Here is a 21,278-nt window from a genome sequence, read left to right on the forward strand (position 1 = left end):
AAACTTGTTCGTCGTCTTGCTCATGATGCTCCATCCTACTCAAGAGTTGGAGCCTCCGGCAAACCCGGCGCGGTTCACGGCTTCCCTGGGTCCAGCCTTGGGGGACTGCGGCGAAAGCGCCGCTTGCCATGCCGCGAAACGCCGCGACCTCGCGGCAGTATTCCGGGATCAATGTGCTGATCCTCTGGGGCGCCGTGGTCCAGCACGGCTATCCGACCCAGCATTGGCTCACCTATCGCCAGGCGGCAGCCCTCGGCGGCAATGTCCGTAAGGGCGAGCACGGCACGACGGTCGTCTATGCCGACCGCTTCACCCCGGAAGACGAGAAGCGCCGAGCCCGCGAGACCGGTGAAGAACCGGGACGCGTCCCGTTCCTGAAGCGCTTCACCGTTTTCAATGCCGCGCAATGCGAAGGCCTGCCCGAGGACATGGCCGTGGAGGCACCGCCCCCGCCGCCCGGCATGATCGAGCCGCGGGTCGAGGCGTTGATCCGGGCCACCGGCATCGACTTCCGCATCGGTGGGGACCGTGCCTTCTATGTGCCCGCGCTCGACTACGTCCAGGTGCCGCCGCCGGCCGTCTATTTCGAGTCGATCAACTGGCACAGGACGGCGCTCCACGAAATGGGGCACGCCACCGGCCATGCCTCGCGCCTGGGGCGCGATTTCTCGGGTAGTTTCGGCACGAAGAAATATGCCTTCGAGGAGTTGGTGGCCGAGATGAACGCGGCCTTCTGCTGCGCCTCGCTCGGCATCGTGCCGACCGTGCGCCATGCCGACTATATCGGCTCCTGGCTGGAGGTGCTGCGCGAGGACAACCGCGCCATCGTCCGCGCAGCCTCCCAGGCCAGCAAGGCGGCCGACTGGCTGCTGTCGCATTTGACCGACGAAGATGCCGGGGAGCCGGTTCCGGCTGCAATCGAAGGGAGGGTCGCGGCATGATCCTTTTGACCGGAACACAGCGTGATCGGCTTCTGACCAATGGACGCCAGCGCGATGTGGATCACATCCCCGTCGTGAAATTCTTCAACCCCTTCGGCGCGGGCGTCTGGCTCGCCACCGAGCTGGATCAGGGCGGCGACATCATGTTCGGCCTGGCCGATATCGGCTACCCCGAACTTGGCTCGTGGAGCCTGGAAGAGTTGCGCGGCGTCCGATTGCCCTTCGGCATGGGGATCGAGCGGGATCTGCTCTTCACCGGGGATTTCCCGATCTCGGTCTGGGCGGACACTGCGCGCGAGACCGGCAGCATCCGTGCGGCCGAACGTGTTCTCTATCGCGCCGGTGCGGCATTCACCTGCACATCCGTAGATACGGAAAGCCGGGAATCCTGATTTCCGGCTGCCGGCTTTGTGGCCTGGCGTCGCACTCTTCAGAGGAAGAGGGCGGCGCTTCGCTTCGTGACGGGTTGGAGGTCGAGAGAGTGGCTCCCGGCCGCCCGTCGCGGAGAAACCACCATGGCCAAAGCTGCCAGGAAGAAGCCCGTCGCCCCGATGATCGTCTTTTCACGGGCGCGCGACATTCCGTTCAACCGCATCAGGCTGTCGGACAGCAATGTCCGCGAGACCGACGTCGAGGCGGGTCTGGACGAACTTACCCATGACATCGACCGGCGCGAGGATCTCGTGCAGGGTCTCAACGTCCGCGCCATCCTCGACGAGGACGGCAACGAGACCGGTGATTTCGAGACGCCGGCCGGCGGCCGCCGCTACAGGTCCATCGCGCGCCTTGTCGAGGCCGGTCGCTTCCCGGCCGACGGCCTCGTCCCCTGCATCGTCAAGAAGGCCGATGCCAAGACCTCGGCCGTCGACGACTCGCTGGCCGAGAACCTGCTGCGCCTCGCCCTGCATCCGCTCGACCAGTTCAAGGCGTTCAAGCGGATGTTCGACATGGGCATGTCGAAGGAGGAGATCGCCGACGCCTGGCGGACCACGCCGCGCTACATCATGCAGCGACTTCGTCTCGCGACGGTCGCGTCGGCGCTGCACGACGCCTATGCGCGGAATGAGATGACGCTGGCGATGCTGGAAGCCTTCACCGTCAATCCCGACCACGAGCGCCAGCAGCAGGTCTGGGAGCGGATCAGCACGTCGTGGCAGAAAGAGCCCTGGCACATCCGCAGCCTGCTGACCGAGACCACGGTTCCGGCCGCCGACAAGCGCGTACTCTTCGTCGGCATTGAGGCCTATGAGGCGGCGGGTGGCCCGGTGCTGCGCGATCTCTTCTCCGACGAGAACGGCGGCTGGTTGCAGGACGTCACGCTGCTCGACCGGCTGGTCGACGAGAAGCTGCGCACCATCGCCGACGAGGTCGCCGGTCAGGGATGGAGGTGGATCGAGGCGGCGGTCGAGCTTCCCTACGGTCACGCCAATGGCCTGCGCAGGCTGGTCGGCGTGACCCAGGAGCTGACCGACGAGGAGCGCGCCACCCGCGAGGCGCTGCGCGACGAGTATGACGAACTCGAAGCGCAGTATGCAGAAGCCGACGACCTGCCCGATGAGATCGACCAGCGGCTCGGGGAGATCGAAGCCGAGTTGGAAGGCTTCGAGAACCGGCCCGTCACCTTCGCGCCGGAAGACATCGCCCGTGCCGGTGTTTTCGTCAGCATCGGCCGCGATGGCGAGTTGATCGTCAGTCCCGGTTATGTCCGCCCCGAGGACGAGCAGCCTGAGACCGTCGATGGTGAGGATGCCGGCGAAGGTGCCGACCCGTCCGGTCCCGATGCCGTGCAGCGTGCGGTCATCACCGTCGGCGGCGAGCCGGTTCCGGACGCCGATGAAGAGGAGGACGATGCCGTCAAGCCACTGCCCGAGCGGCTGGTGACGGACCTGACCGCCTGGCGGACGCTGGCGCTGCGCAATGCGCTTGCCGAGAATCCGCGCGTCGCCATGACGGCGCTGCTGCACAAGCTGGTTCTCGATACTTTCGAGCGCACCGCCACCTCGGGAACCAGCCTCTATGCCGCCGTGCGTCACATCTATCTTCCCACGGATGCGACCGGGCTCGCTGACAGCGCCGCCGCGAAGATGATCGACGAGCGTGCGGACGCCTGGCGGGGCGACATTCCAACTGGCGATGACGACCGCCTCTGGGACTGGATCGACGGTCTCGACGATGCCAGCCGCCTGGCGCTGCTCGCCCATTGCGTCAGTTTCGGCGTCAACGCGCTTTACGAACGGCCGAACCCCTATTCGGGCAACGGCATCTCGCAGCACGGTCTCGACCGCCGCATGGCCGAGGCCGAACGGCTGGCACAGGCCACCGGCCTCGATCTCGTCGAGGCAGGCTGGAGGCCCACGGTCGAGAACTACCTGGGTCGCGTGACCAAGACCCGCATCATCGAGGCGGTGCGCGAGGGCGCCGGCGATCGCGCGGCCGATCTCATCGCGCATCTCAAGAAGGGCGACATGGCGACGGAGGCCGAACGGCTCCTGGCCGATACCGGCTGGCTGCCGGAACCGCTGCGCCCCGCCATCGAGGCGCAGGCCGTGGATGGCGCGACCGATCAGGACGAGGACGGCGTGGCGCTGCCCGACTTCCTCGCCGGTGGCCATGAGGACACGGCCGAGGCCGCCGACGATCCGGAGGCCCTCGTCGCCGCCGAGTGACGCGCAGCAGCGGGGCGGCCTCCGTCGCCCTGCATTCCATCCCTTCCATCTCAAGGCCCGGCACCGCGCCGGGCCGCTTTCGTTTCAGGAGCAAGATCATGTCCGCTTCCCTCATTTTCGACATTGCGCCTCTCGGCTCGCTCGTGGCCTATAGCGACGGCCAGCCGAAACCGCCCGCACGTTTCACCAAGAAGCTCGCCGCGTGGAAATCCCGCAACGGGGCCGGTCGCCTCGTGCGCAAGGAACCGGGCCGCGAGCGCCCGACCTACACGACCCCGCCGTCCTTCACCCTGCATGAGGGTGATTTCGGCGAAGGCGGCATCATCCTCATCACCATCATGCGCAGCTACGGCATCGACAGCGATCTGAGCTTCCGGGTTGTCGAACGCCCGAAGATCGGTCAGGTCCGCGTTGTGCAGGATGTCGGAGAGAACGTCGAATTGCTGCACCTCGCCGAGAACCGCGAAGCGGCCGAACTCTGGCTGGCGAGGAAAGGGTGTAGCCGCGCCCGTCTCGATGAGATCACCGCCGACGAGGCAGGCGCCGATGCCGTCGAGGGCCGAGCTGCCGCGTGACGTTCGCCGATCCCGTTCATCCGGCCCGCTGTCCCGTGACGGCGGGCCTTCTTCGTTTCAGGAGACTACAATGGCCATTCCCAATCCCGTTCGAACGAACTTTGACACTCTGCTTCGTGCTGCCGATGACGGCAATCTCGCCCTTATGGAATGCCTCGACGCCTCGACCCGCGAGACCCGCTATGTCCTGTGCGCGGTCGGCCGCGACGGGGGCGATTACGTCTTCACGCCGTTCGGCCATCTCGCAGACGGCAACCCCTATGACGCCTATCTGCCGCCGGACCCTGACGATCCTGCCGGCTTTGTCGAGAAGGCCGAAGATGGGCGCGCATCATGATGACGGTCGATGAAATCTTCGCCGATGACCGCCGCAACCCGCCCTCGGAGCGCTCGCTTCCCTGGGAGGAATCCCGCGGCGGCGTCACCGTCGTCGTGGAACCCAAGCCGCATTGGGCCGAGGACATGCGCGCCTTTCGGCTCGATGCCCGTGAATACTGCCGCTATGCCGACTGGACGGCCCATGGCGCCCGGACGCGCTTTTTTGGTCATATCGACACCTCCGGCGACGATGTGATGATGAAGGCCCGCGCCATGATCGCCCGCGAAATCGCCGATGGGTTCTGGGACTGACTGAGGCCCTGAAAGCCGCGCCTTGCACACGGGGCTATCAGGTATCGCTGCCCGTGCAGCGATGGATCGAGTTCGAGCTTCACCATTGCGCCATCTCCTTGGAGTTGCGGGGGCAACAGGTGCCGTCCCCGGCCTGAAACACACCCTGAATATCCGCCGGCAACGAGGCTGGCGCAGCAAAGCATCTGCGACGGGTTTCCGGCACCTGCTCGACGCAAAGCACCATCCCCCGCTTCCATTCGCTAACCTTGGTCCGGCCGTCTCTTTGCATTCAACCCCGGTGGGGTCGGCTTACGCGCGCGTGCCGCCCTCGGGGATTCGGAAAGAATCCGAACGCCCGAGGGTGATTGCAGACCCGGTCAGACACTTCGGGCGCCTGTCGCGCGGGGGATGGTCCCCCGCCTCCAAAGACAGGAGCCGGAACCAATGTCCTACGCAGATGCCACCGCGTTCGCCGCCAGCCTCGCCACCACGCTGATGGTCGTGATCGTCGTGTTTCAGGCCGGGGACGGCACCCACGGCGCCATGCCCGCCGACGAGTTCGACGGCGACGAAGAGATGGTGAAGCTCGAACTCGATCCCTTCGGCTGAGGCGCGAAAGCGCCTCCGCCAGGTGGCCCGGATTCCGCATCCGGGCCTTCAGTCCTGCGCCGATTGCCCATCGCCAGCGGCGACGCCGAGGCCTGCCTCGGCAAGGAAGAGGGAAAGTTGGGCCGGGATCGGGGCGAGCCCGGCGGAAGAAGAGGAGAGTGATGCCGGGCCATATCATCCCGCTCTCCTGGAGGATCATCCAATGACCGATACCGACAAACCAGCCACGCCGGAATTCGACATGGCCGCCAGCGTCGCGCGCTTCTTCACCGAGCGCGATGAGCGCAACCGTCGCGCTGAAGCGGTCCGTCCCGACAACAAGACGGCGCTGTTCGATGCGCTGGCCGCCGCAGGCATCACTCTCGTGACCGTCACCTTCGACGGTTCTGGCGACAGCGGCCAGATCGAGGACATCACCGCACAATCGGACGACCGGACCGTGGACCTGCCGCAGGGCGAGATCACCATTGCCACGGTGGCATGGGGAACCGACAAGGTGACCGCAACCTCAATGGGCGTTGAGGCGGCCATCGAACAGCTCGCCTATCACTTCCTCTCGGAAACCCATGGCGGCTGGGAGAACAATGATGGCGCCTATGGCGAGTTCAGCTTCGATGTGGCGGCGCGCACCATCACGCTCGACTACAGCGAGCGCTACACCGCCACCGAATTCTACAGTCACGAGTTCTGAGGGGCGGAAATGGCACATCCCTATCATCATGCGCTCTCGTCGGTGAAGAAATGGGGCGGCACGGTCGATGATTACCTGCCCATCCATAGCTGGTTCGATGCCAGCAAGGAAATCCTGGCTGATTTTCGTCATCGCGCGCTTCGCCACCATGCCGAGGGCATCTTCATGGCCGAGACCATTTTCGGGGTAACGATCACCCTGTCCACCGGCAGGGTGATCCCGACCCGATGGGTCGGGGAGCAGCATGTCCGCGAGGATCTGGGCCATATCCCGTCCTTCGCCGATTGGGCGCGGGCAATCCACCCGGCGCCCTGGATGGGGCGGACGCAGCGGATCGAGGCGGACGTCGATCCGCATTGCACTATAGGTCTCGAAGTTTCCCGGCCACGATGATCCTCCATCGGCACGGGAGAGTAAGAGTGCGGGCCGGTTGGCCGTGACGGGTTGTGAGGCGGGAGAGGGGCTTCCGCCGTCCGTCGCGGAGCATTCCCCATGAGCCTTTCCCACCACACCACTTTCGCCTCGATCGGCGAAATTGTCGCGCGACAGATCCTGCCCCGGCTGCGTCATGCCCAGAAGCTGCCGCTGCGCATCTCCTGCATCGGTATCGCCAGCGATGACGAAAGCGATGACGTCGGCGGCTTCGACCGCACGCTCGTCATCGGCCAGTGCCAATCCCCCGAAGAGGCGCTGATCATCGCCAGCCAGCGCGTTGCGCGCGGTGATTTCCGCGTTGGACAGGGCGATGCGCTGCGCTTTCGCCCCCGCGTCATGGTCATTCAGGACAACGAACTGGGCCTTGTCCTTGCCGGTGAGGTCCGGGCCGGGATCGTGCTCTGGCAGCATCCGGTCGCCTCCGACGCCGAGGCTCGCCGCACCGTCACGGAGGCCAGCCGTCTGCGGGGCATGGCCTTCACGGCATCCGGGCGCGGCGATGCGGTATCGGCTCGTGATCTCCGCCACCGCGCCAGCCTGCTCGAGGCGCGGCTGGTCGATCCCTTCTGGCGCGAGACGACTGCCGATCTGCTGCGGCTGCCACAAGCTGCCTGACCTGTCGCCCCTTTCCATCCACTAGGCCCGGCCCCGCGCCGGGCCTTCTCGTTTCAGGAGCCTGACATGGCCGACTACTTCACCCATTTCTCCTGCCTGCTCGATGTGGGCAGCCCCGAGAACGCCGCCCGCGCGCTTGATCTCTACAACGCGCTGGCGCGCGAAAACGCCGCCGAAGATCCGCCCTCGGACGGCTTCATGCTTTCGATCCAGCCCGAACATGGCGGCACCCAGCTCTGGATGCGCGATGACGGCACCGGCGATCCCGAGCATGTCATCCAGTTCGTCAAACGCTGTGCCGCCGCGTTCGGCCTGACCGGGCTATGGGGGATGCAATACGCCAATACCTGCTCACGTCCGAGAATCGACGGGTTCGGGGGCGGCGCGCATGTCCTCGACCTCGCCACCGGCGAGACGGTGGACTGGATCTACACCGACGGTTGGCTTTCCACCGTTCTGGACGGGGGCGACCCCAATGCCTGACGTCATCGAAACCACGGTCTATCGGCTCGACGAGCTTTCCGAAGCCGCGAAAGACAATGCCCGCGCCTGGTATCGCGAGGGCGGCTTCGACTACGATTGGTACGATGCCGTCTATGAGGATTTCCGGCGGATCGCGGACATCCTCGGCATCCGCATCAAGAGCCGCACCGTCCGCCTCATGGGCGGCGGCGTGCGACAAGAGCCTTGCATCTGGTTTACGGGCTTCTGGTCGCAGGGCGATGGCGCCGCGTTCGAAGGCCACTATTCCTATCGCAAAGGCACGGCGGCGGAAATCCGTACCTATGCGCCGAAGGATGTGGAGCTGCACCGCATCGCGGATGCCCTGCACCAGGCGCAACGCCGCAACTTCTACCAGTTGACCGCCGAGGCGACCCATCGGGGGCGATACTATCACGAATACTGCATGGCGATCTCGGTCACCCGCGACAGCCCGACCTGGCAGGACATGACCGCCGATGCCGAGGAGACCGTCATGGAGGCATTGCGCGATCTCGCCCGTTGGCTTTATCGCCAGCTTGAGCGCGAATACGACTACCTGACTTCGGATGAGGCGGTCGATGAGGCCATCGTTGCCAACGAATACAGCTTCACAGTTGATGGAAAGCGCTTCGGCTGAAACCCTTCTGCGCTGCCTCACAGAACCGACAGCAGGTCCGTCCGTGAGAAGTCGTCGCCGACGAAGAGCAACGGGCAGCCGCGTTCGCTGGCGACCTCATAGGCGAAGCAGTCGCCGTAGTTGAGAGCGGCGGGATGAACGCCCTTGCCCCAGCGGGCATAGGCTTCGGAGATCCTGCGTGCCGAAGCCTCCGTGACGGAGACGACCTCGAATCCAAGGCCCTCGATCAGGGCGGCAATCTCTTCCCCGACATTGCGGCGCCCGGCCACGATCAGCGCCTCGGCCACGGTTCCGGCCGAGATCAGCAACCCGTCCGCCGCCTCGATCGCCGCCATGCAGGTTTCGGCCTGGGGCTCGTCCAGCACGATCGCCATCAGTGCCGAGGTGTCGACGACGATCACGCCGGCATCCCGTCATCACCATAGAGGAAGTCCTGACTGCGCGCGGCATTGACACCGGGCAGTGCCTTGCCCCGCGCCGTGGCCCGGACCCGCTCCATCAACGCGCGCCGGCCTTTCGGGGTCGTCGCCATGGCAACCGGCACGAGGCGGGCGACCTCATGGCCCCGTCGGGTCAGGATCACCTCGTCGCCGGCCTCGGCGCGTTTCACCAGCTCGGTGAGCTGCGCTTTCGCATCAGTGACAGAAACCCTCATCGCACATCACTCCAGAAGTTCTCCGCTATCCTGCGCAAGATGGTCCATAGAATGGTCCATTTCAAGCCCCCAGAGCGCGAGAAGGGCCGGGAGAGGGTGCCTCCGGACGGGTTGAGAGAGGGTCGTCCGGCTGCCGTCCCTTTTCCTCTCGGAGACCGATCATGGCTTTGCCCGAACTTGCTTCTCAAGCCGCAACCCGTGTCCCCATTGAGCGCCGCATGGAGTTCCTGCCGCGCCTTTTCGGCCGACGCCTGCTCATCATCGGCGAGCATACCGTCTTCCGCTTCATGGAGATCCTCAGTCCCGGCGACTACGGCGGCGGGCTTTGGGATTTCTACGAACGCGCCGGCCAGCCGCTCTATCTCGCGCCGACATCAAAGCCCCGTTACCTCCTGTTCTGCGAAGGAAACGATTTCGAGGGCGAGGTCTCATGCGATGCCGCCGGGATCATTGCCACGCTCTTCGCCTTCTCGCATCTTTCCTTCCGCTACGATGACGACGAACTCGCCGAGGGCTATGGCCGCCTCTACGAACATGCCGCCGATCATCCGGAGGCGGCGGCGATCTTCCAGGCCATCGACTGAAACCCACAAGCGCCCCGCCTGACGGCCGGGCGCTTGTTTCATGCCTGCTTTCGCCACGGCTTCAGAGCGAGAGGTGGGCCGGAAGGGGTTTGAGCCGGTGCGGTCGAGAGAGAGCGCTGCCCGGCTTGATCCCGTCCCGCTCTCCCGAGGTATTCCCGATGAACATGATCTCCGCATCCGCGGCGGCATCCGCCACCGCGCCGCTTCCGCTCGACCATGACGCTGACACCGCGGCCTGCGTCTTCATCGCTGCCGGGCTGCTGGTGCCGCATCTCGAACGCGGCCAGCGCGTCGATGCCGCGACCCTGCGCGGCGCCATGGAAGCCGCCTTCGGCGCTTCCGATGCCACCGGCGCATGGACCTGGAAGCTGGCCTATGATGCCTGCGAGGCTGCGACCGTCCTCTTCCTGCGCAAATACGGCAACGTGCTTTTCCGTAGAGCCGGATCTCCGACGGCGATCCTGCCGCAGCTCGGCAAGATCTCCGGGCTTCTGCCGACGCATACGCGCCGCTCGGAAGAAGCGCAGACCTTCCAGCAGTTCTCCACCCCGATCCCGCTCGGTTTCGCGGCGGTCACGGCGGCGGCGATCACGCCTGCCGACCGTGTGCTGGAGCCCTCGGCCGGCACCGGGCTCCTCGCCATCCTGGCCGAGATCGCCGGCGGCACGCTTCTCGTAAATGAACTGGCCGAGATGCGCGCCGGCCTGCTTTCCTCTCTCTTTCCGGCCCTTTCCGTTACCCGCTTCGACGCGGCCCAGATCGATGACCATCTCGATCCCTGCCTTGTCCCGACCGTCGTGCTGATGAATCCACCGTTCTCGGTCATGGCCAATGTCGAGGGGCGCATGCGTGACGCCGCCTTTCGCCATGTCGCTTCGGCGCTGGCGCGTCTTGCGCCCGGCGGACGGCTCGTGACCATCACCGGCGCGAGCTTCGCCCCCGATAATCCGGCGTGGACCGCCTCCTGGACCCGGCTGCAGGAACGCGGTCGCGTCACCTTTTCCGCCGCCATCGACGGCTCGGTCTATGCCAAGCAAGGCACCACTGTCCCGACCCGGCTCACGGTCATCGACAAGCTGCCGGCCGAAGATGCGGCGGTGTTTCCGGCAGCGCCTGGTGTCGCGCCGGACGTGGCCACGCTGATCGCCTGGCTAGCCGACCTGCTTCCCACGCGGCTGCCGGTCGATCCCGGCCTGACGGTGCCGGTCGCACGACCCACCGCGCCCCGCACCGTGCGCGGCTACGTCAACCGCGCCGCGCGATCCGCGCCCGCCGCGCCCCTTGCGGAACCGGAGGCCGTGCCGGTCGCCTACGAGACCGTGGATTGGGAACCGGCCGAGGGCGGCGGCCTCTCCGACGCGATCTACGAGGAATACGGGCTTCAGACCATCCGCATCGACGGGGCGCAGGCGCATCCTACCCAGCTCGTGCAGTCGGCCTCAATGGCGAGCATCGCGCCGCCGAAGCCCAGCTATCGGCCGACGCTTCCCAACGACATTCTCGGCAAGCTGTCCGAGGCGCAGCTGGAGACCGTGATTTATGCGGGCGAGGCCCATGGGGGCTTCCTCGCCGGGGGCTGGACGATCGATGACACGCTCGACAATCTCGCCGCCGCGCCGGAGGATGCCGAGGGAGCAATCCGTTTCCGTCAGGGCTTCATGATCGGCGACGGCACCGGCGTCGGCAAGGGTCGGGAATCCGCCGCCATCATCCTCGACAACTGGATGCAGGGGCGGCGTAAGGCGATCTGGATCTCGAAATCCGACAAGCTGTTGGAGGACGCGCAACGTGACTGGTCGGCGCTCGGCATGGAGCGGCTGCTGGTCACGCCGCTGTCGCGATTCCCGCAAGGCAAGCCCATCACGCTGAACGAAGGCATCCTGTTTCTAACCTATGCCACGCTGCGCTCCGACGACCGTGGCGAACGGGTTTCCAGGGTCAGGCAGATCGTCGAATGGTTGGGTTCTGACTTCGATGGGGTCATCATCTTCGACGAGGCGCATGCCATGGCCAATGCCGCCGGAGACAAGGGAGAACGCGGCGATGTCGCCGCCAGCCAGCAGGGCCGCGCCGGGCTGCGCTTCCAGCATGCCCTGCCGCAGGCCCGCGTGGTCTATGTCTCGGCCACCGGCGCCACCACCGTCCACAATCTCGCCTATGCGCAAAGGTTGGGCCTCTGGGGCGGCGAGGATTTCCCGTTCTCGACCCGAGCCGAGTTTGTCGAGGCGATCGAGGCCGGCGGCGTCGCGGCGATGGAGGTGCTGGCGCGCGACTTGCGTGCCCTCGGCCTCTACACCGCCCGGTCCTTGTCGTTCAAAGGCGTCGAATACGAGTTGCTCGACCATGAACTGACCCCTGAACAGGTCCGCATCTACGACAGCTATGCCGATGCCTTCGCCATCATCCATAACAATCTCGATGCGGCGATGCAGGCCGCCAACATCACCGGCGGCGACGGCGGTTCCGGCACGCTGAACCGGCAGGCCAAATCCGCCGCCCGCTCGGCCTTCGAGTCTGCCAAGCAGCGGTTCTTCGGGCATTTGCTCACGTCCATGAAAACCCCGACGCTGATCCGGTCGATCACCAGCGATCTGGACGCGGGCCATTCCTCCGTCATCCAGATCGTTTCGACCGGCGAAGCGCTGATGGAAAGGCGGCTGGCGGAGATCCCCACCGAGGAATGGGGCGATCTGAAAATGGACCTCTCACCTCGTGAATACGTCCTGGATTACCTCGCCCATTCCTTCCCGGTGCAGCTCTACGAGCCGTTCACGGATTCGGAGGGCAACCTGTCTTCGCGTCCGGTCTATCGCGACGGCCAGCCGGTCGAGAGCCGCGAGGCCGTGGCCCGGCGCGACGAGATGATCGCCAGTCTGGCATCGCTGCCGCCGGTCCCCGGCGCGCTGGATCAGATCATCCAGCATTTCGGCACCGACACGGTGGCCGAGGTGACGGGGCGTTCGCGCCGTATCGTCCGCAAGCGCGGCGTCACCATCGACCAGCTTGTCGTGGAGAACCGTGCCGGTTCGGCCAATCTGGCCGAGACGCATGCCTTCATGGACGATGCCAAGCGCGTGCTGGTCTTTTCTGACGCCGGCGGCACCGGCCGCAGTTATCACGCCGAGCTGTCGGCGAAGAATACCCGGCTGCGTGTCCACTATCTCCTCGAAGCCGGGTGGAAGGCGGACGCCGCCATCCAGGGCCTCGGCCGCACGCATCGCACCAACCAGGCACAGCCGCCACTGTTCCGACCGATCTCGACCAATGTGAAGGCCGAGAAGCGCTTCCTCTCGACCATCGCCCGCCGTCTTGACACGCTGGGCGCGATTACGCGCGGCCAGCGCCAGACCGGTGGTCAGGGCCTGTTCCGCCCGGAAGATAACCTGGAATCGCATTACGCCCGTGACGCGCTGCGCCAGCTTTATCTCCTGCTGGTGCGCGGCAAGGTCGACGGCTGCTCACTGGAGCGGTTCGAGGCTGCCACCGGGTTGAAGCTGATGGATGCGAACGGCATCAAGGACAATTTGCCGGCCATCACCACCTTCCTCAACCGGCTGCTGGCGCTGACCATCGAGCTTCAGGGCATCCTCTTCACCGCCTTCGAACAACTTCTGACCGCCCGCATCGAGGGCGCCATCGCCTCCGGCACCTATGACGCCGGGCTGGAGACCCTGCGCGCCGAGAGCTTCGTAGTGACGGATCGGCAGGTGATCTACACGCACCCGCGCACCGGGGCCGAGACCAGCCTGCTGACCATCACCGAACGCAGGCGCAACCGCCCGGTGACGCTCGACGCCGCGCTGGCGGAACTCGACGATCCCCGCGCCAGGCTGCTGATCAACGAGCGCTCAGGCCGGGCAGCGGTGCAGATCCCCACCACCAGCGTGATGTTGGACGATGGCGAGATCGAGCGCCGCGTCCGGCTGATCCGGCCGATGGAAGCGCAGAACGTCCAGGTCAGGATGATGCGCGAGACCCATTGGGTCGAAGCCGACAGGGATGCCTTCGCATCGGCCTGGGAAGCCGAAGTCGCGGAGGTGCCGGAGTTCGCCGAGTCCACCTTGCACATGGTGACGGGCCTGCTGCTACCGATCTGGAAGCGGCTGCCGAACGACTCCACTCGCGTCTATCGGCTTCAGTCTGACGCCGGCGAGCGCATCATCGGCCGCAAGGTCTCCCCGGCTTGGGCGGCCAATGCGACCGAGACCGGCATCACCTCGGTCTCGCCGGACGATGCCTTCGCGGCGCTGCTGGAAAGTCGGACCATCCTCGATCTCGCTGAGGGCCTCCAGCTTCGCCGGGTCCGGGTCATGGGGGCAAACCGGATCGAGCTGTCGGGTTTCACCGACACCATGCGCCAGCGCCTCACGGCCTATGGGCTGTTCCACGAGATCATCTCCTGGAAGCTGCGCATGTTCGTGCCGGTCGATGCCAGCGGTCCGGCGATCCTCGGGAAGCTCTTCGACCGCTGGCCGGTCGAGCGCATCGGCGAGCGGGAGGCAGCCTGATGCCCAGGCACGATGCATCCGAACTGGCGATCCGCCTTGGCCGAGAGGCCGAGGCGGTCTGCCGCCACTACCTGTCGTCCGGCCACCGCGCCGGGCGATACTGGCTGGTCGGTGACGTGCAGAACACCCCAGGACGCTCCATGTTCGTGCGACTGACCGGCCCGGAATCCGGCAAGGGTGCGGCGGGCAAGTGGAGTGACATGGCGACGGGAGAGCATGGCGACCTTCTCGACGTCATCCGCGAGGCGCTCGGCCTCGCCGATTTCAAGGACGTGGCTGAGGAAGCGCGCCGCTTCCTCGCCCTCCCGCATCCCGAACCGGCAAAGACGAGAGCGCCGACCGACAGCACATCCGGCGCGGCACCCGGTTCGCCTGAAGCGTCGCGGCGGCTCTTCGCCATGGCGCAGCCGATCCACGGCACCCTTGCTGCGATCTACCTCAACCGGCGAGCGATCACCACGCTCGAAGGCACCACCGCGCTGCGCTACCATCCCCGGTGCTATTACAGGCCCAACGAGCATGCGCCCACCGAGATCAGGCCGGCGATGGTCGCCGCCGTCACCGATCTCACCGGCCACCAGACCGGCGCGCATCGCACATGGCTCGCCCCGGACGGTTCCGGCAAGGCGCCTGTCGAGACACCGCGGCGGGCGATGGGCGACCTTCTCGGCCACGCGGTCCGCTTCGGCACCGCCGATGAGGTGCTCGCCGTCGGCGAGGGCATCGAGACCGTGCTGTCGCCGCGCCAGGTCCTGCCCCGCATGCCGATGCTGGCGGCGCTTTCGGCCGCTCACCTCGCCGCCATCCTGTTCCCGCCGTCGCTGCGCAGGCTCTATGTCCTGCGCGATCGCGACCCGGCCGGGGACGGTGCAAGAGACCGACTGGCCGCCAGAGCAGCCGATCTCGGGATCGAGGCGATGTCGCTCACGCCGCGCGAGGGCGATTTCAACGATGATCTGCGACGCCATGGCGCCGATGCCCTCGGGGCGGCCTTGAAGGATCAGCTTCATCCCGAAGACGTCCGCCGTTTCATGGAAGGGTGAGGGTGTGATCGGGCTCGGAGGCTCGGTCCGGCTCGGCCTCTGCCGGTTTCGTTCGCTTGCCATCGGCAGGTGCATCCATCGCCGGAGAGTCCCGCACCCACGGCCTGTCTCGAGAGGGCGATCGGCGCACAAGCGGGACGGGCAGGCAATGGCCGGGAGCGACTAATTTCCGCCGGCGGCTGTGCCGCCTTTGCATCGCGAAAGGCAAATTAGCCGCACCCGGCCATCAAGGCCCTCGCAGAGCGGGCGAGGGCTGCCAGCCCGTCCCGCCCGTGCGCTTCGACGCCTGCGAAGGCCGCGATGGGCGCGGTCTCCAGACGAAGGACGCAACCGATGACGTTTGATCCCGAATATGCAGGGGCCGAGCCGGTCCACACCTCCTCCCAGACCGATCACGCCCTCACCGAACTCCAGCTCTACGGCTGGCGCCCGTTCCAAGACGAACCTGATCCGCGACCGCTCCCCGAGGGCAATACCGTCGCTGTAGCCGTCACAGACATCTTCGACGCCCTTGTGGCGACGCTCAGTGACACCCGTCTCGAACCCGATCTCGAAGAACTGCTCTGGGGCGCCGTCAATCTCTTCCACCGCGCCACCAGCCGGGTCGAACGCGATCTCGACGACAACGAGCAGGCGCAGCGCCGGATGCAGCGGGAACAGGACGGCAGCGAGGTGAAATCGGTCGAACTCGAACGCCTCACGGCAGAAGGGCAGACCCTGATCGAACGGCGCGCCAGCATGGAACTCTTCCGCGACCTCGCCGCCGAGGCCTTCGAGCAGCACACGGGCAGCGCCTGGCGGCCGCGCAGCGGTTCGATGGTCAACCATCGTAACCTGACCGCCGCGATGATTGACAGCCGCGATTTCCTCGCCGCGAAGCGCCGGGCCGAGACCGAGGTGATGCTGCCCCCCGGCCCGAAGGTGGCCCTGACCGGCGGCGCCGACTTCAACGATCACCGCCTGATCTGGGCGAAGCTTGATCAGGTCCATGCCAAGCACCCCGACATGGTGTTGCTGCACGGCGGGTCGCCCAAGGGAGCCGAACTGATCGCTTCCCGTTGGGCAGATCACCGCAAGGTGCCCCAGGTCGCCTTCCGGCCCGACTGGACCAAGCACGCCAAGGCGGCGCCGTTCAAGCGAAACGATGCCATGCTGGACGTGCTGCCGGTCGGCGTCCTCGTCTTCCCCGGCACCGGGATTCAGGAGAATCTCGCCGACAAGGCCCGCAAGCTCGGCATCCCGGTCATGAAGTTCGAGGGCGGCGCGTAAGCGCCGCCTGGCGGCTTTCGGCCGCCGATACTTGACAAGATGCAAGGCCGCGCCTTTGATGGAACATCCTTGCAGAACCGGCGAAGCAGCATAGTCGCAGGCGGAGCGCATCTCCCGGCAGCCTGTCGTGATCCCCAACCGTTCTCTGGAGGTTTCCATGACGCTGATCCTGCTCGCCATCTCGCTCACCATCGCGGCCTGCGTGATCGCCTGGAATCTCGCGATCTATGCCTTGCCCGTCATGGCAGCCATCACGGCCGCGCAATATGCCTGGGGCGCGGGCGCCGGGGTCGTGATGTCCGGCCTCATGGCCATCGGCGCCGCCGTGCTCTCGATCGCGCTTGTGATCGTGACTCTTGGCTTCGCGAAGAACCCGGCCCTGCGGCTCATTGCGCTCGCTCTCTTCTCCGTGCCCGCCGTCATCGCCGGCTATGCCCTTCTCTATGGCATCACCAAGAACGCCATCGACTCGGGGCTGGTTCTCAACCTGTTCGGCGGCATGGGCGGTCTCGTCATCGGCATCTCGGCCATCGTCAATCTGAACGCCCTCGGCGAGTCGGTGTTCTCGCGCTGAAACTCCCGCCGCGATCCGCCACCTCCGAGTAAACCCGGCAGCTTGCGCTATAGGGCCTCGGTCGTTCCACCCAAGACGGAAAGTGAGTTCATCGCGGGCATGTCGCCGTCGCTCCCGGCCCGCTTCGCCCGGCTCTGGAAACGGTTCATCGGTGCGAACCCGCAGTTCTTTGCGGTCGATACCCCGCTGCATCGGTCCACCTCGCTTCGTAGGGCCTCCGAGAACACCTTCCTTGCCCCTTCACGATGCTGTGGGACCGAGCCTTTGGCCGATGAAGCAGGACGGTGTCATAGCGGGCATGAGAACCCGATAGCCTGTTCGATCACATCGCGGATGACAGGGCCTTCCGGCGGCGGACACGACGTTGACCGGCAAAGACGGTTGAACGAGTGCCATGCCGGTGGTCTCGGTTCGCAGGGGGCCTGCCTGGCCGCTGTCGCCAGCAAGGACGATGGTTCTGCTGTGCGTCCCCGATCTGCTTTCGAAAGCACCATCCCTCCGCCTGACTGATCCCCTAAGTCCGTTCGGCTTCCACCAGCAACCCCCGCGGCTCCCAGCCGTGTTGCCGCGCAAGCGCGGCTGCCCGCCCCACCTGGGGCCTTGGGGGCAAGCTGCAGCAAGGGCGGCAGTTGCAGGAGTCTTCCGACGGCCTTGGCCGGGTCTCGTCGGAGGGACGGTCCCTCCGAGGAGCAACGGAGACCTACAATGCAGAACATCGTCATCCTCGCCGGCAACATCGGCCAGGCCCCCGAAACCCGCACCACCCAGGGCGGCACCGGCATCACCCACTTCACCCTGGCCACCTCGCGCCCCCGCTATTCGGAAGGCCGCGTCCTGCGCGACGAGAACGGCTATCGGGTCCAGGACACCGAATGGCACCGCATCACCTGCTTCAACGGCCTCGGCAAGACGGTCCAGCAGCATTGCGACAAGGGCATGAAGGTTCTGGTTCGCGGCCGCATCCACTACACGAAATGGACCGATGCCGCCGGGGTCGATCGCTACGGCTGCGAGATCATCGCCGAGACGGTCGATTTCCTGAGCCGGGCGAAGCAGACCCAGAACGACGACGGCAAGTTCATCGACGACGATGACATTCCGTTCTGATCGGGAACCCGAGGCCCGGCGGCGCAAGCCGCCGGGTTTCCCTCCTGCTTCACCGGATCGCGCCCGCCGCTTCTGGCAAGGTCCAGCGACCGAATCAGACGGGCATGGACGGGAGCGTCGTCTCTCTATCCTTGATAATTGCACCTGAATTTCGGCTGGTGCTCACAGCGAGAACGACTATTATAGCCGTAGTTCTGGAGTGCGTGCATATCCCGGTGGGAGGTGATCATGTATGATCACCGCTCGCCAATCACGGGCTGCGCGCGCGTTACTGGGATGGACACAGGAGACGCTCGCCGACAAGGCCCAAGTCGCATTGACCGCACTCAAACGCCTCGAATCCCAAAGCGGGCTCGAGGTGTTCGAGTCCACCCGTGACCAGGTGCGCCGCGCTCTCGAAGCGGCCGGGATCGTATTCCTGTCGACGGACAAGGGCGAGGGCGTGTTGCTGCAACACAATGGGGCCAACACCGACAAACGGTGAAATAGCGGCCAGCGTGATGTCAGGTTCTCGTCAAAAGGAATGGCTATCTTCCGCCGAAGATGGTTAACAAATACGTTACCCGAACGTGAGCGAATGATGGGCCGCGCGACACAGACATATCTCGACACACCACCGTCCAGCCAGACGCTGACGTCTTATGATCGCGAGCACATGAAGCTCTACATGCGCCTTCTCGATGCCGAGCGTGATGGCGCCGATTGGCGCGAAGCTGTGCAGGTTCTCTTTGGCCTCGATCCAGAGTGCGATCCCGACCGCTGCCGCTCCATCCATGATACTCATCTCGCTCGCGCGCATTGGATGACCGAACACGGCTACCGCGAACTGGTCCGCGAAAGTCAGCGCAAGACCTGACCCGTGATGCGTGCCGCGCATCACCTGTTGACCAGCGCCTGACTTCCGAAACGCAACTCATGCGGGAATCTTGAGCCTTCCCTATTCGTTTGAGTGGATTCGGGAGGCCGCGATGACCCCTGACGCATCGACCTGGCGTTCTTCGGCGCAATACGACCATCTGGATGAACTGACGGCATCCGATCTGGCCTGGGAATGGCTGCGCCGCAATGACGATTATGACGCAGATTTTGAAGCCTCGATTGCCGACCAAGGAGACCCCCAACCGCTGACCGAACGGATCCGGCAGCGCTGGGGGTTGCGATTTCCCGGTCGATCCGCTGGTCCCGCCGCCCGATGCGCCGGTCTTCTGGCTCCCAGCGGAGGACACAAGTGTGGTGGTGCTGACCGAAGTCCCTTTGGAACTTGGCGACAGCACTGACGGCGCTCCGCTGAACTGGCGCCTCGACTTCTCGGTCGAGAACGCTGGCGCAGAGTTCCACGTCCCGCTTGGCAATGGGCAGAAGCTCCAGATCTTCGACGGCGCCATTAAGGGGGACGCGATCGCGGTCGCCGTCGTCCCTCTCAGCCTCGCCGGTTTCGACCGGATCGAGGCCATTCAACGCTTCCTTTCCGCCCTGCATGGTCGCGCGATCCCGCCGGATACACGCATGACACGCCAGCAACGCGCGCGCCTCCGACGGATGCTGCGGGCCTTCGATGGCCATCGGGCTGGCGCCACGCAGCAGGAGATCGCGCGGGTTCTTCTGAACACCGGCCGGCTTGACCGGGACGAATGGCAAGCATCCTCGGCCCGTCATGCCATCAAGGCACTCCTGCGCGATGCCCGTGCAATGGTCGCCGGCGGTTATCGGAAACTCCTGCGTCATCGCCGCCCACGATAGTGCGGCTTTGCGTCGGCAACAGCCACTTCGCCGCGCCGGTCGCCGGCGCGCGGCACTTCGGCGCGACGCTGCTCTACAAGATCAACTCCAGCACCAATGCGCGGATGCGCGGCTGGCTGGTGCTGAACGGCATAACGGAAATCCGCGGCTCGCGGGGGGAGTTTCCGGCGCGCGTGTCTCCGAGGCGACGGCGCTCTGGCTGCAGACCATGGCACCGCTTGCACAAGGCGACACCGTCGAGCTGCAGGGCAACTTTCGCGCGGCGGATGGATATTTCGCGGCCGACCATACGTCCTTCTGGGGCAGCAAGGTCGGTTGAGCGGCGAAAGGAGGATCGCAATGACAACGGGCGGCGTGATGATCCTATTCGTTACCACTCCACCAAATGGCAGTTCCGTCTGGGTACAGGGTGGTGGATGTAGTGCCGGGCACAGTCTTTCAACAGGAGATCATCGCCGATCTGCCCGCCGCGACGCAGTTCCTGTCGTCCGCCCCTACCTCAACACCGGCACGACGGCTGCTGCCGTCACCTACGACTGCGCCGGGGTCTACCTTGAGACGGATTACTGATCGCAGTTCGAAGATCAGGATCTGCTTTAGCCGTGAAAAGGTAGTAGACGTCACCCACGCCATGCAGCGCTAGGTCATTCAATGTTGATTTACCCTCGGCTCCTCAGCCGGGAGCGCCCGCCATCAACCCCCAAGACCTGTCCTGAAATCCAGCCAGACCGGGCTGAGATGAGAAATGCGGCGATTTCAGCAAGATCGTCAGGACGGCCAAGCCGTTGCAGCGCATGCAGTTGCGCAATACCAGCTGCCATCCGTGCATCGGCGGTCAGGGGTTCGGCCAGCGGAGTTTCGGTCAGAGAGGGCGCAATCGCGTTCACCCTGATGTGCGGCGCCAACTCGGCTGCCAAGGCGCGCGTCAGGCCCTCGACCGCGCCTTTAGCCATCGAGATGGACGCGTGATTGGCAAAACCCTGCCCGACCGCGACCGACGAAAACAGCACAACCGACGCCCCGCCCTCTGCCGCCTTCAGGGCAGGCAAGGCCGCCTGTACCGCCAGCGCCGCTCCTAGGGCGTTGAGATGGAAGTCATCAGCCATTGCCCGCGCCGACAAGTGCGCGAGCTGCCGCAGGGTGATGCTGCCCACCGCATAGACCAGCCCCGACAGCGGGTGATCAATCTCGGCGCTGACGCGTGCGAAGCTTGTCTCGTCCATAACATCGGCGACGGTATAGCTCGCGCCAATTTCGGCGGCGACGGCAGCAAGGCGGCTCTCGCTTCGGCCGGTCAGATGCACATTGTGACCTGCGGCGACAAGCAGCCGCGCCAACGCAGCGCCCGTCGCGCCCGAGCCACCATAGATCAAAACCTTGGTAATCCCGTTCCCCCTTGCGTGATGGTTGTTCGGATTACGCGCCATCCGCGCGCGCAGATCGAATTTTCCTGACGACAAGTTTGATCTGGCTGGGGGCGACCTGCGTAAAGAACATCGAGGGCTCGAAACGAGGCCCTTTGCGAAAAGCACTG

Annotated in this window: 25 protein-coding genes; 22 read left to right on the forward strand and 3 right to left on the reverse strand. The window is 65.5% G+C overall.

What is annotated here, in order from left to right; all coding sequences use genetic code 11:
* Positions 1–32: 32 nt before the first annotated feature.
* The 12 genes from RGD00_RS15005 to RGD00_RS15060 all read left to right on the forward strand — a co-directional run bounded on the left by RGD00_RS15005 (position 33) and on the right by RGD00_RS15060 (position 8,264).
* The gene (locus tag RGD00_RS15005) at positions 33–941 is read left to right on the forward strand and encodes an ArdC family protein (protein WP_425603421.1); all 909 of its coding nucleotides are present in this window, start codon (positions 33–35) and stop codon (positions 939–941) included.
* Positions 938–1,333: a DUF2958 domain-containing protein gene (locus tag RGD00_RS15010; protein WP_066816351.1), complete on the forward strand. Its 396-nt coding sequence runs from the start codon at positions 938–940 to the stop codon at positions 1,331–1,333. The genes RGD00_RS15005 and RGD00_RS15010 overlap by 4 nt, the downstream gene beginning before the upstream one ends.
* 123 nt (positions 1,334–1,456) lie before the next feature.
* Complete coding sequence (locus tag RGD00_RS15015) at positions 1,457–3,607, forward strand: ParB/RepB/Spo0J family partition protein (protein WP_310458143.1); 2,151 nt, start codon at positions 1,457–1,459, stop codon at positions 3,605–3,607.
* Positions 3,608–3,705: 98 nt separating this feature from the next.
* Positions 3,706–4,182, forward strand: a complete 477-nt coding sequence (locus RGD00_RS15020; protein ID WP_090848916.1) for a hypothetical protein — start codon at positions 3,706–3,708, stop codon at positions 4,180–4,182.
* 70 nt (positions 4,183–4,252) lie between these two features.
* Complete coding sequence (locus RGD00_RS15025) at positions 4,253–4,519, forward strand: DUF6117 family protein (protein WP_090848915.1); 267 nt, start codon at positions 4,253–4,255, stop codon at positions 4,517–4,519.
* Entirely contained in the window at positions 4,516–4,812 is a 297-nt protein-coding gene (locus tag RGD00_RS15030; protein ID WP_090848914.1) for a hypothetical protein, read from the forward strand. Before RGD00_RS15025 ends, RGD00_RS15030 begins: the two co-directional genes overlap by 4 nt.
* A gap of 426 nt (positions 4,813–5,238) precedes the next feature.
* Entirely contained in the window at positions 5,239–5,403 is a 165-nt protein-coding gene (locus RGD00_RS15035; RefSeq protein WP_166507195.1) for a hypothetical protein, read from the forward strand.
* A 202-nt stretch (positions 5,404–5,605) separates the two neighbouring features.
* The gene (locus tag RGD00_RS15040; RefSeq protein ID WP_310458144.1) at positions 5,606–6,094 is read left to right on the forward strand and encodes a DUF6878 family protein; all 489 of its coding nucleotides are present in this window, start codon (positions 5,606–5,608) and stop codon (positions 6,092–6,094) included.
* A 9-nt stretch (positions 6,095–6,103) separates the two neighbouring features.
* Complete coding sequence (locus RGD00_RS15045) at positions 6,104–6,487, forward strand: DUF6915 family protein (protein WP_090848912.1); 384 nt, start codon at positions 6,104–6,106, stop codon at positions 6,485–6,487.
* A gap of 99 nt (positions 6,488–6,586) precedes the next feature.
* Positions 6,587–7,144 carry a hypothetical protein gene (locus tag RGD00_RS15050; protein WP_039194755.1) on the forward strand — a complete coding sequence of 186 codons (558 nt, stop codon included), beginning with the start codon at positions 6,587–6,589 and terminating at the stop codon, positions 7,142–7,144.
* Positions 7,145–7,210: 66 nt separating this feature from the next.
* Positions 7,211–7,627, forward strand: coding sequence for a hypothetical protein (locus RGD00_RS15055; protein WP_012092612.1), 417 nt, complete (start codon positions 7,211–7,213; stop codon positions 7,625–7,627).
* Positions 7,620–8,264 (forward strand): hypothetical protein, encoded by a 645-nt coding sequence (locus RGD00_RS15060; RefSeq protein WP_012092613.1) that lies wholly within the window; start codon positions 7,620–7,622, stop codon positions 8,262–8,264. The genes RGD00_RS15055 and RGD00_RS15060 overlap by 8 nt, the downstream gene beginning before the upstream one ends.
* A 17-nt stretch (positions 8,265–8,281) precedes the next feature.
* Here the strand turns inward: RGD00_RS15060 and RGD00_RS15065 are convergent, their stop codons facing one another.
* Both RGD00_RS15065 and RGD00_RS15070 read right to left on the reverse strand, forming a co-directional pair.
* Positions 8,282–8,665 carry a type II toxin-antitoxin system VapC family toxin gene (locus tag RGD00_RS15065; RefSeq protein WP_310458145.1) on the reverse strand — a complete coding sequence of 128 codons (384 nt, stop codon included), beginning with the start codon at positions 8,663–8,665 and terminating at the stop codon, positions 8,282–8,284.
* On the reverse strand, positions 8,662–8,919 hold the full coding sequence (locus RGD00_RS15070; protein WP_058898903.1) for a type II toxin-antitoxin system Phd/YefM family antitoxin: 258 nt from the start codon (positions 8,917–8,919) through the stop codon (positions 8,662–8,664). The genes RGD00_RS15065 and RGD00_RS15070 overlap by 4 nt, the downstream gene beginning before the upstream one ends.
* Positions 8,920–9,080: 161 nt before the next feature.
* Between RGD00_RS15070 and RGD00_RS15075 the strand changes: the two genes are divergently transcribed.
* From RGD00_RS15075 to RGD00_RS15120, 10 genes are all read left to right on the forward strand, one after another.
* Positions 9,081–9,503 (forward strand): antirestriction protein, encoded by a 423-nt coding sequence (locus tag RGD00_RS15075; RefSeq protein WP_310458146.1) that lies wholly within the window; start codon positions 9,081–9,083, stop codon positions 9,501–9,503.
* Between the two features lie 158 nt (positions 9,504–9,661).
* A complete protein-coding gene (locus RGD00_RS15080; RefSeq protein WP_310458147.1) occupies positions 9,662–14,011 on the forward strand; it encodes a strawberry notch-like NTP hydrolase domain-containing protein in 4,350 nt (1,449 codons plus the stop codon).
* Positions 14,011–15,054 carry a DUF7146 domain-containing protein gene (locus tag RGD00_RS15085; RefSeq protein WP_310458148.1) on the forward strand — a complete coding sequence of 348 codons (1,044 nt, stop codon included), beginning with the start codon at positions 14,011–14,013 and terminating at the stop codon, positions 15,052–15,054. The genes RGD00_RS15080 and RGD00_RS15085 overlap by 1 nt, the downstream gene beginning before the upstream one ends.
* Before the next feature lie 333 nt (positions 15,055–15,387).
* Positions 15,388–16,323, forward strand: a complete 936-nt coding sequence (locus RGD00_RS15090; RefSeq protein WP_074970567.1) for a DUF2493 domain-containing protein — start codon at positions 15,388–15,390, stop codon at positions 16,321–16,323.
* Positions 16,324–16,480: 157 nt separating this feature from the next.
* A complete protein-coding gene (locus RGD00_RS15095; protein ID WP_090848926.1) occupies positions 16,481–16,897 on the forward strand; it encodes a hypothetical protein in 417 nt (138 codons plus the stop codon).
* Between the two features lie 705 nt (positions 16,898–17,602).
* Positions 17,603–18,004 carry a single-stranded DNA-binding protein gene (locus RGD00_RS15100; RefSeq protein WP_012092621.1) on the forward strand — a complete coding sequence of 134 codons (402 nt, stop codon included), beginning with the start codon at positions 17,603–17,605 and terminating at the stop codon, positions 18,002–18,004.
* A 232-nt stretch (positions 18,005–18,236) separates the two neighbouring features.
* Positions 18,237–18,488 (forward strand): helix-turn-helix domain-containing protein, encoded by a 252-nt coding sequence (locus RGD00_RS15105; protein ID WP_058099093.1) that lies wholly within the window; start codon positions 18,237–18,239, stop codon positions 18,486–18,488.
* Between the two features lie 93 nt (positions 18,489–18,581).
* Positions 18,582–18,860, forward strand: a complete 279-nt coding sequence (locus RGD00_RS15110; RefSeq protein WP_082658173.1) for a DNA -binding domain-containing protein — start codon at positions 18,582–18,584, stop codon at positions 18,858–18,860.
* A gap of 70 nt (positions 18,861–18,930) precedes the next feature.
* Complete coding sequence (locus RGD00_RS15115) at positions 18,931–19,281, forward strand: transcriptional regulator domain-containing protein (RefSeq protein WP_238986825.1); 351 nt, start codon at positions 18,931–18,933, stop codon at positions 19,279–19,281.
* A complete protein-coding gene (locus RGD00_RS15120; RefSeq protein ID WP_227493460.1) occupies positions 19,235–19,744 on the forward strand; it encodes a DUF2285 domain-containing protein in 510 nt (169 codons plus the stop codon). The genes RGD00_RS15115 and RGD00_RS15120 overlap by 47 nt, the downstream gene beginning before the upstream one ends.
* A 659-nt stretch (positions 19,745–20,403) precedes the next feature.
* Here RGD00_RS15120 and RGD00_RS15125 read toward each other — a convergent pair.
* Entirely contained in the window at positions 20,404–21,204 is an 801-nt protein-coding gene (locus RGD00_RS15125; RefSeq protein ID WP_218139141.1) for an SDR family NAD(P)-dependent oxidoreductase, read from the reverse strand.
* Between the last annotated feature and the right edge of the window lie 74 nt (positions 21,205–21,278).

This window comes from Ruixingdingia sedimenti (assembly GCF_031432425.1).
GTDB classification, from domain to species: Bacteria; Pseudomonadota; Alphaproteobacteria; order Rhodobacterales; family Rhodobacteraceae; genus Ruixingdingia; species Ruixingdingia sedimenti.

What these genes read in the sequence shown, in the direction of transcription:
- RGD00_RS15010 (WP_066816351.1), top strand. Translation starts at nt 938, where the DNA reads ATGATCCTTTTGACCGGAACACAGCGTGATCGGCTTCTGACCAATGGA.
- RGD00_RS15015 (WP_310458143.1), top strand. Translation starts at nt 1,457, where the DNA reads ATGGCCAAAGCTGCCAGGAAGAAGCCCGTCGCCCCGATGATCGTCTTT.
- RGD00_RS15020 (WP_090848916.1), top strand. Translation starts at nt 3,706, where the DNA reads ATGTCCGCTTCCCTCATTTTCGACATTGCGCCTCTCGGCTCGCTCGTG.
- RGD00_RS15025 (WP_090848915.1), top strand. Translation starts at nt 4,253, where the DNA reads ATGGCCATTCCCAATCCCGTTCGAACGAACTTTGACACTCTGCTTCGT.
- RGD00_RS15030 (WP_090848914.1), top strand. Translation starts at nt 4,516, where the DNA reads ATGATGACGGTCGATGAAATCTTCGCCGATGACCGCCGCAACCCGCCC.
- RGD00_RS15035 (WP_166507195.1), top strand. Translation starts at nt 5,239, where the DNA reads ATGTCCTACGCAGATGCCACCGCGTTCGCCGCCAGCCTCGCCACCACG.
- RGD00_RS15040 (WP_310458144.1), top strand. Translation starts at nt 5,606, where the DNA reads ATGACCGATACCGACAAACCAGCCACGCCGGAATTCGACATGGCCGCC.
- RGD00_RS15045 (WP_090848912.1), top strand. Translation starts at nt 6,104, where the DNA reads ATGGCACATCCCTATCATCATGCGCTCTCGTCGGTGAAGAAATGGGGC.
- RGD00_RS15050 (WP_039194755.1), top strand. Translation starts at nt 6,587, where the DNA reads ATGAGCCTTTCCCACCACACCACTTTCGCCTCGATCGGCGAAATTGTC.
- RGD00_RS15055 (WP_012092612.1), top strand. Translation starts at nt 7,211, where the DNA reads ATGGCCGACTACTTCACCCATTTCTCCTGCCTGCTCGATGTGGGCAGC.
- RGD00_RS15060 (WP_012092613.1), top strand. Translation starts at nt 7,620, where the DNA reads ATGCCTGACGTCATCGAAACCACGGTCTATCGGCTCGACGAGCTTTCC.
- RGD00_RS15070 (WP_058898903.1), bottom strand. Translation starts at nt 8,919, where the DNA reads ATGAGGGTTTCTGTCACTGATGCGAAAGCGCAGCTCACCGAGCTGGTG.
- RGD00_RS15075 (WP_310458146.1), top strand. Translation starts at nt 9,081, where the DNA reads ATGGCTTTGCCCGAACTTGCTTCTCAAGCCGCAACCCGTGTCCCCATT.
- RGD00_RS15080 (WP_310458147.1), top strand. Translation starts at nt 9,662, where the DNA reads ATGAACATGATCTCCGCATCCGCGGCGGCATCCGCCACCGCGCCGCTT.
- RGD00_RS15085 (WP_310458148.1), top strand. Translation starts at nt 14,011, where the DNA reads ATGCCCAGGCACGATGCATCCGAACTGGCGATCCGCCTTGGCCGAGAG.
- RGD00_RS15090 (WP_074970567.1), top strand. Translation starts at nt 15,388, where the DNA reads ATGACGTTTGATCCCGAATATGCAGGGGCCGAGCCGGTCCACACCTCC.
- RGD00_RS15095 (WP_090848926.1), top strand. Translation starts at nt 16,481, where the DNA reads ATGACGCTGATCCTGCTCGCCATCTCGCTCACCATCGCGGCCTGCGTG.
- RGD00_RS15100 (WP_012092621.1), top strand. Translation starts at nt 17,603, where the DNA reads ATGCAGAACATCGTCATCCTCGCCGGCAACATCGGCCAGGCCCCCGAA.
- RGD00_RS15105 (WP_058099093.1), top strand. Translation starts at nt 18,237, where the DNA reads ATGATCACCGCTCGCCAATCACGGGCTGCGCGCGCGTTACTGGGATGG.
- RGD00_RS15110 (WP_082658173.1), top strand. Translation starts at nt 18,582, where the DNA reads ATGATGGGCCGCGCGACACAGACATATCTCGACACACCACCGTCCAGC.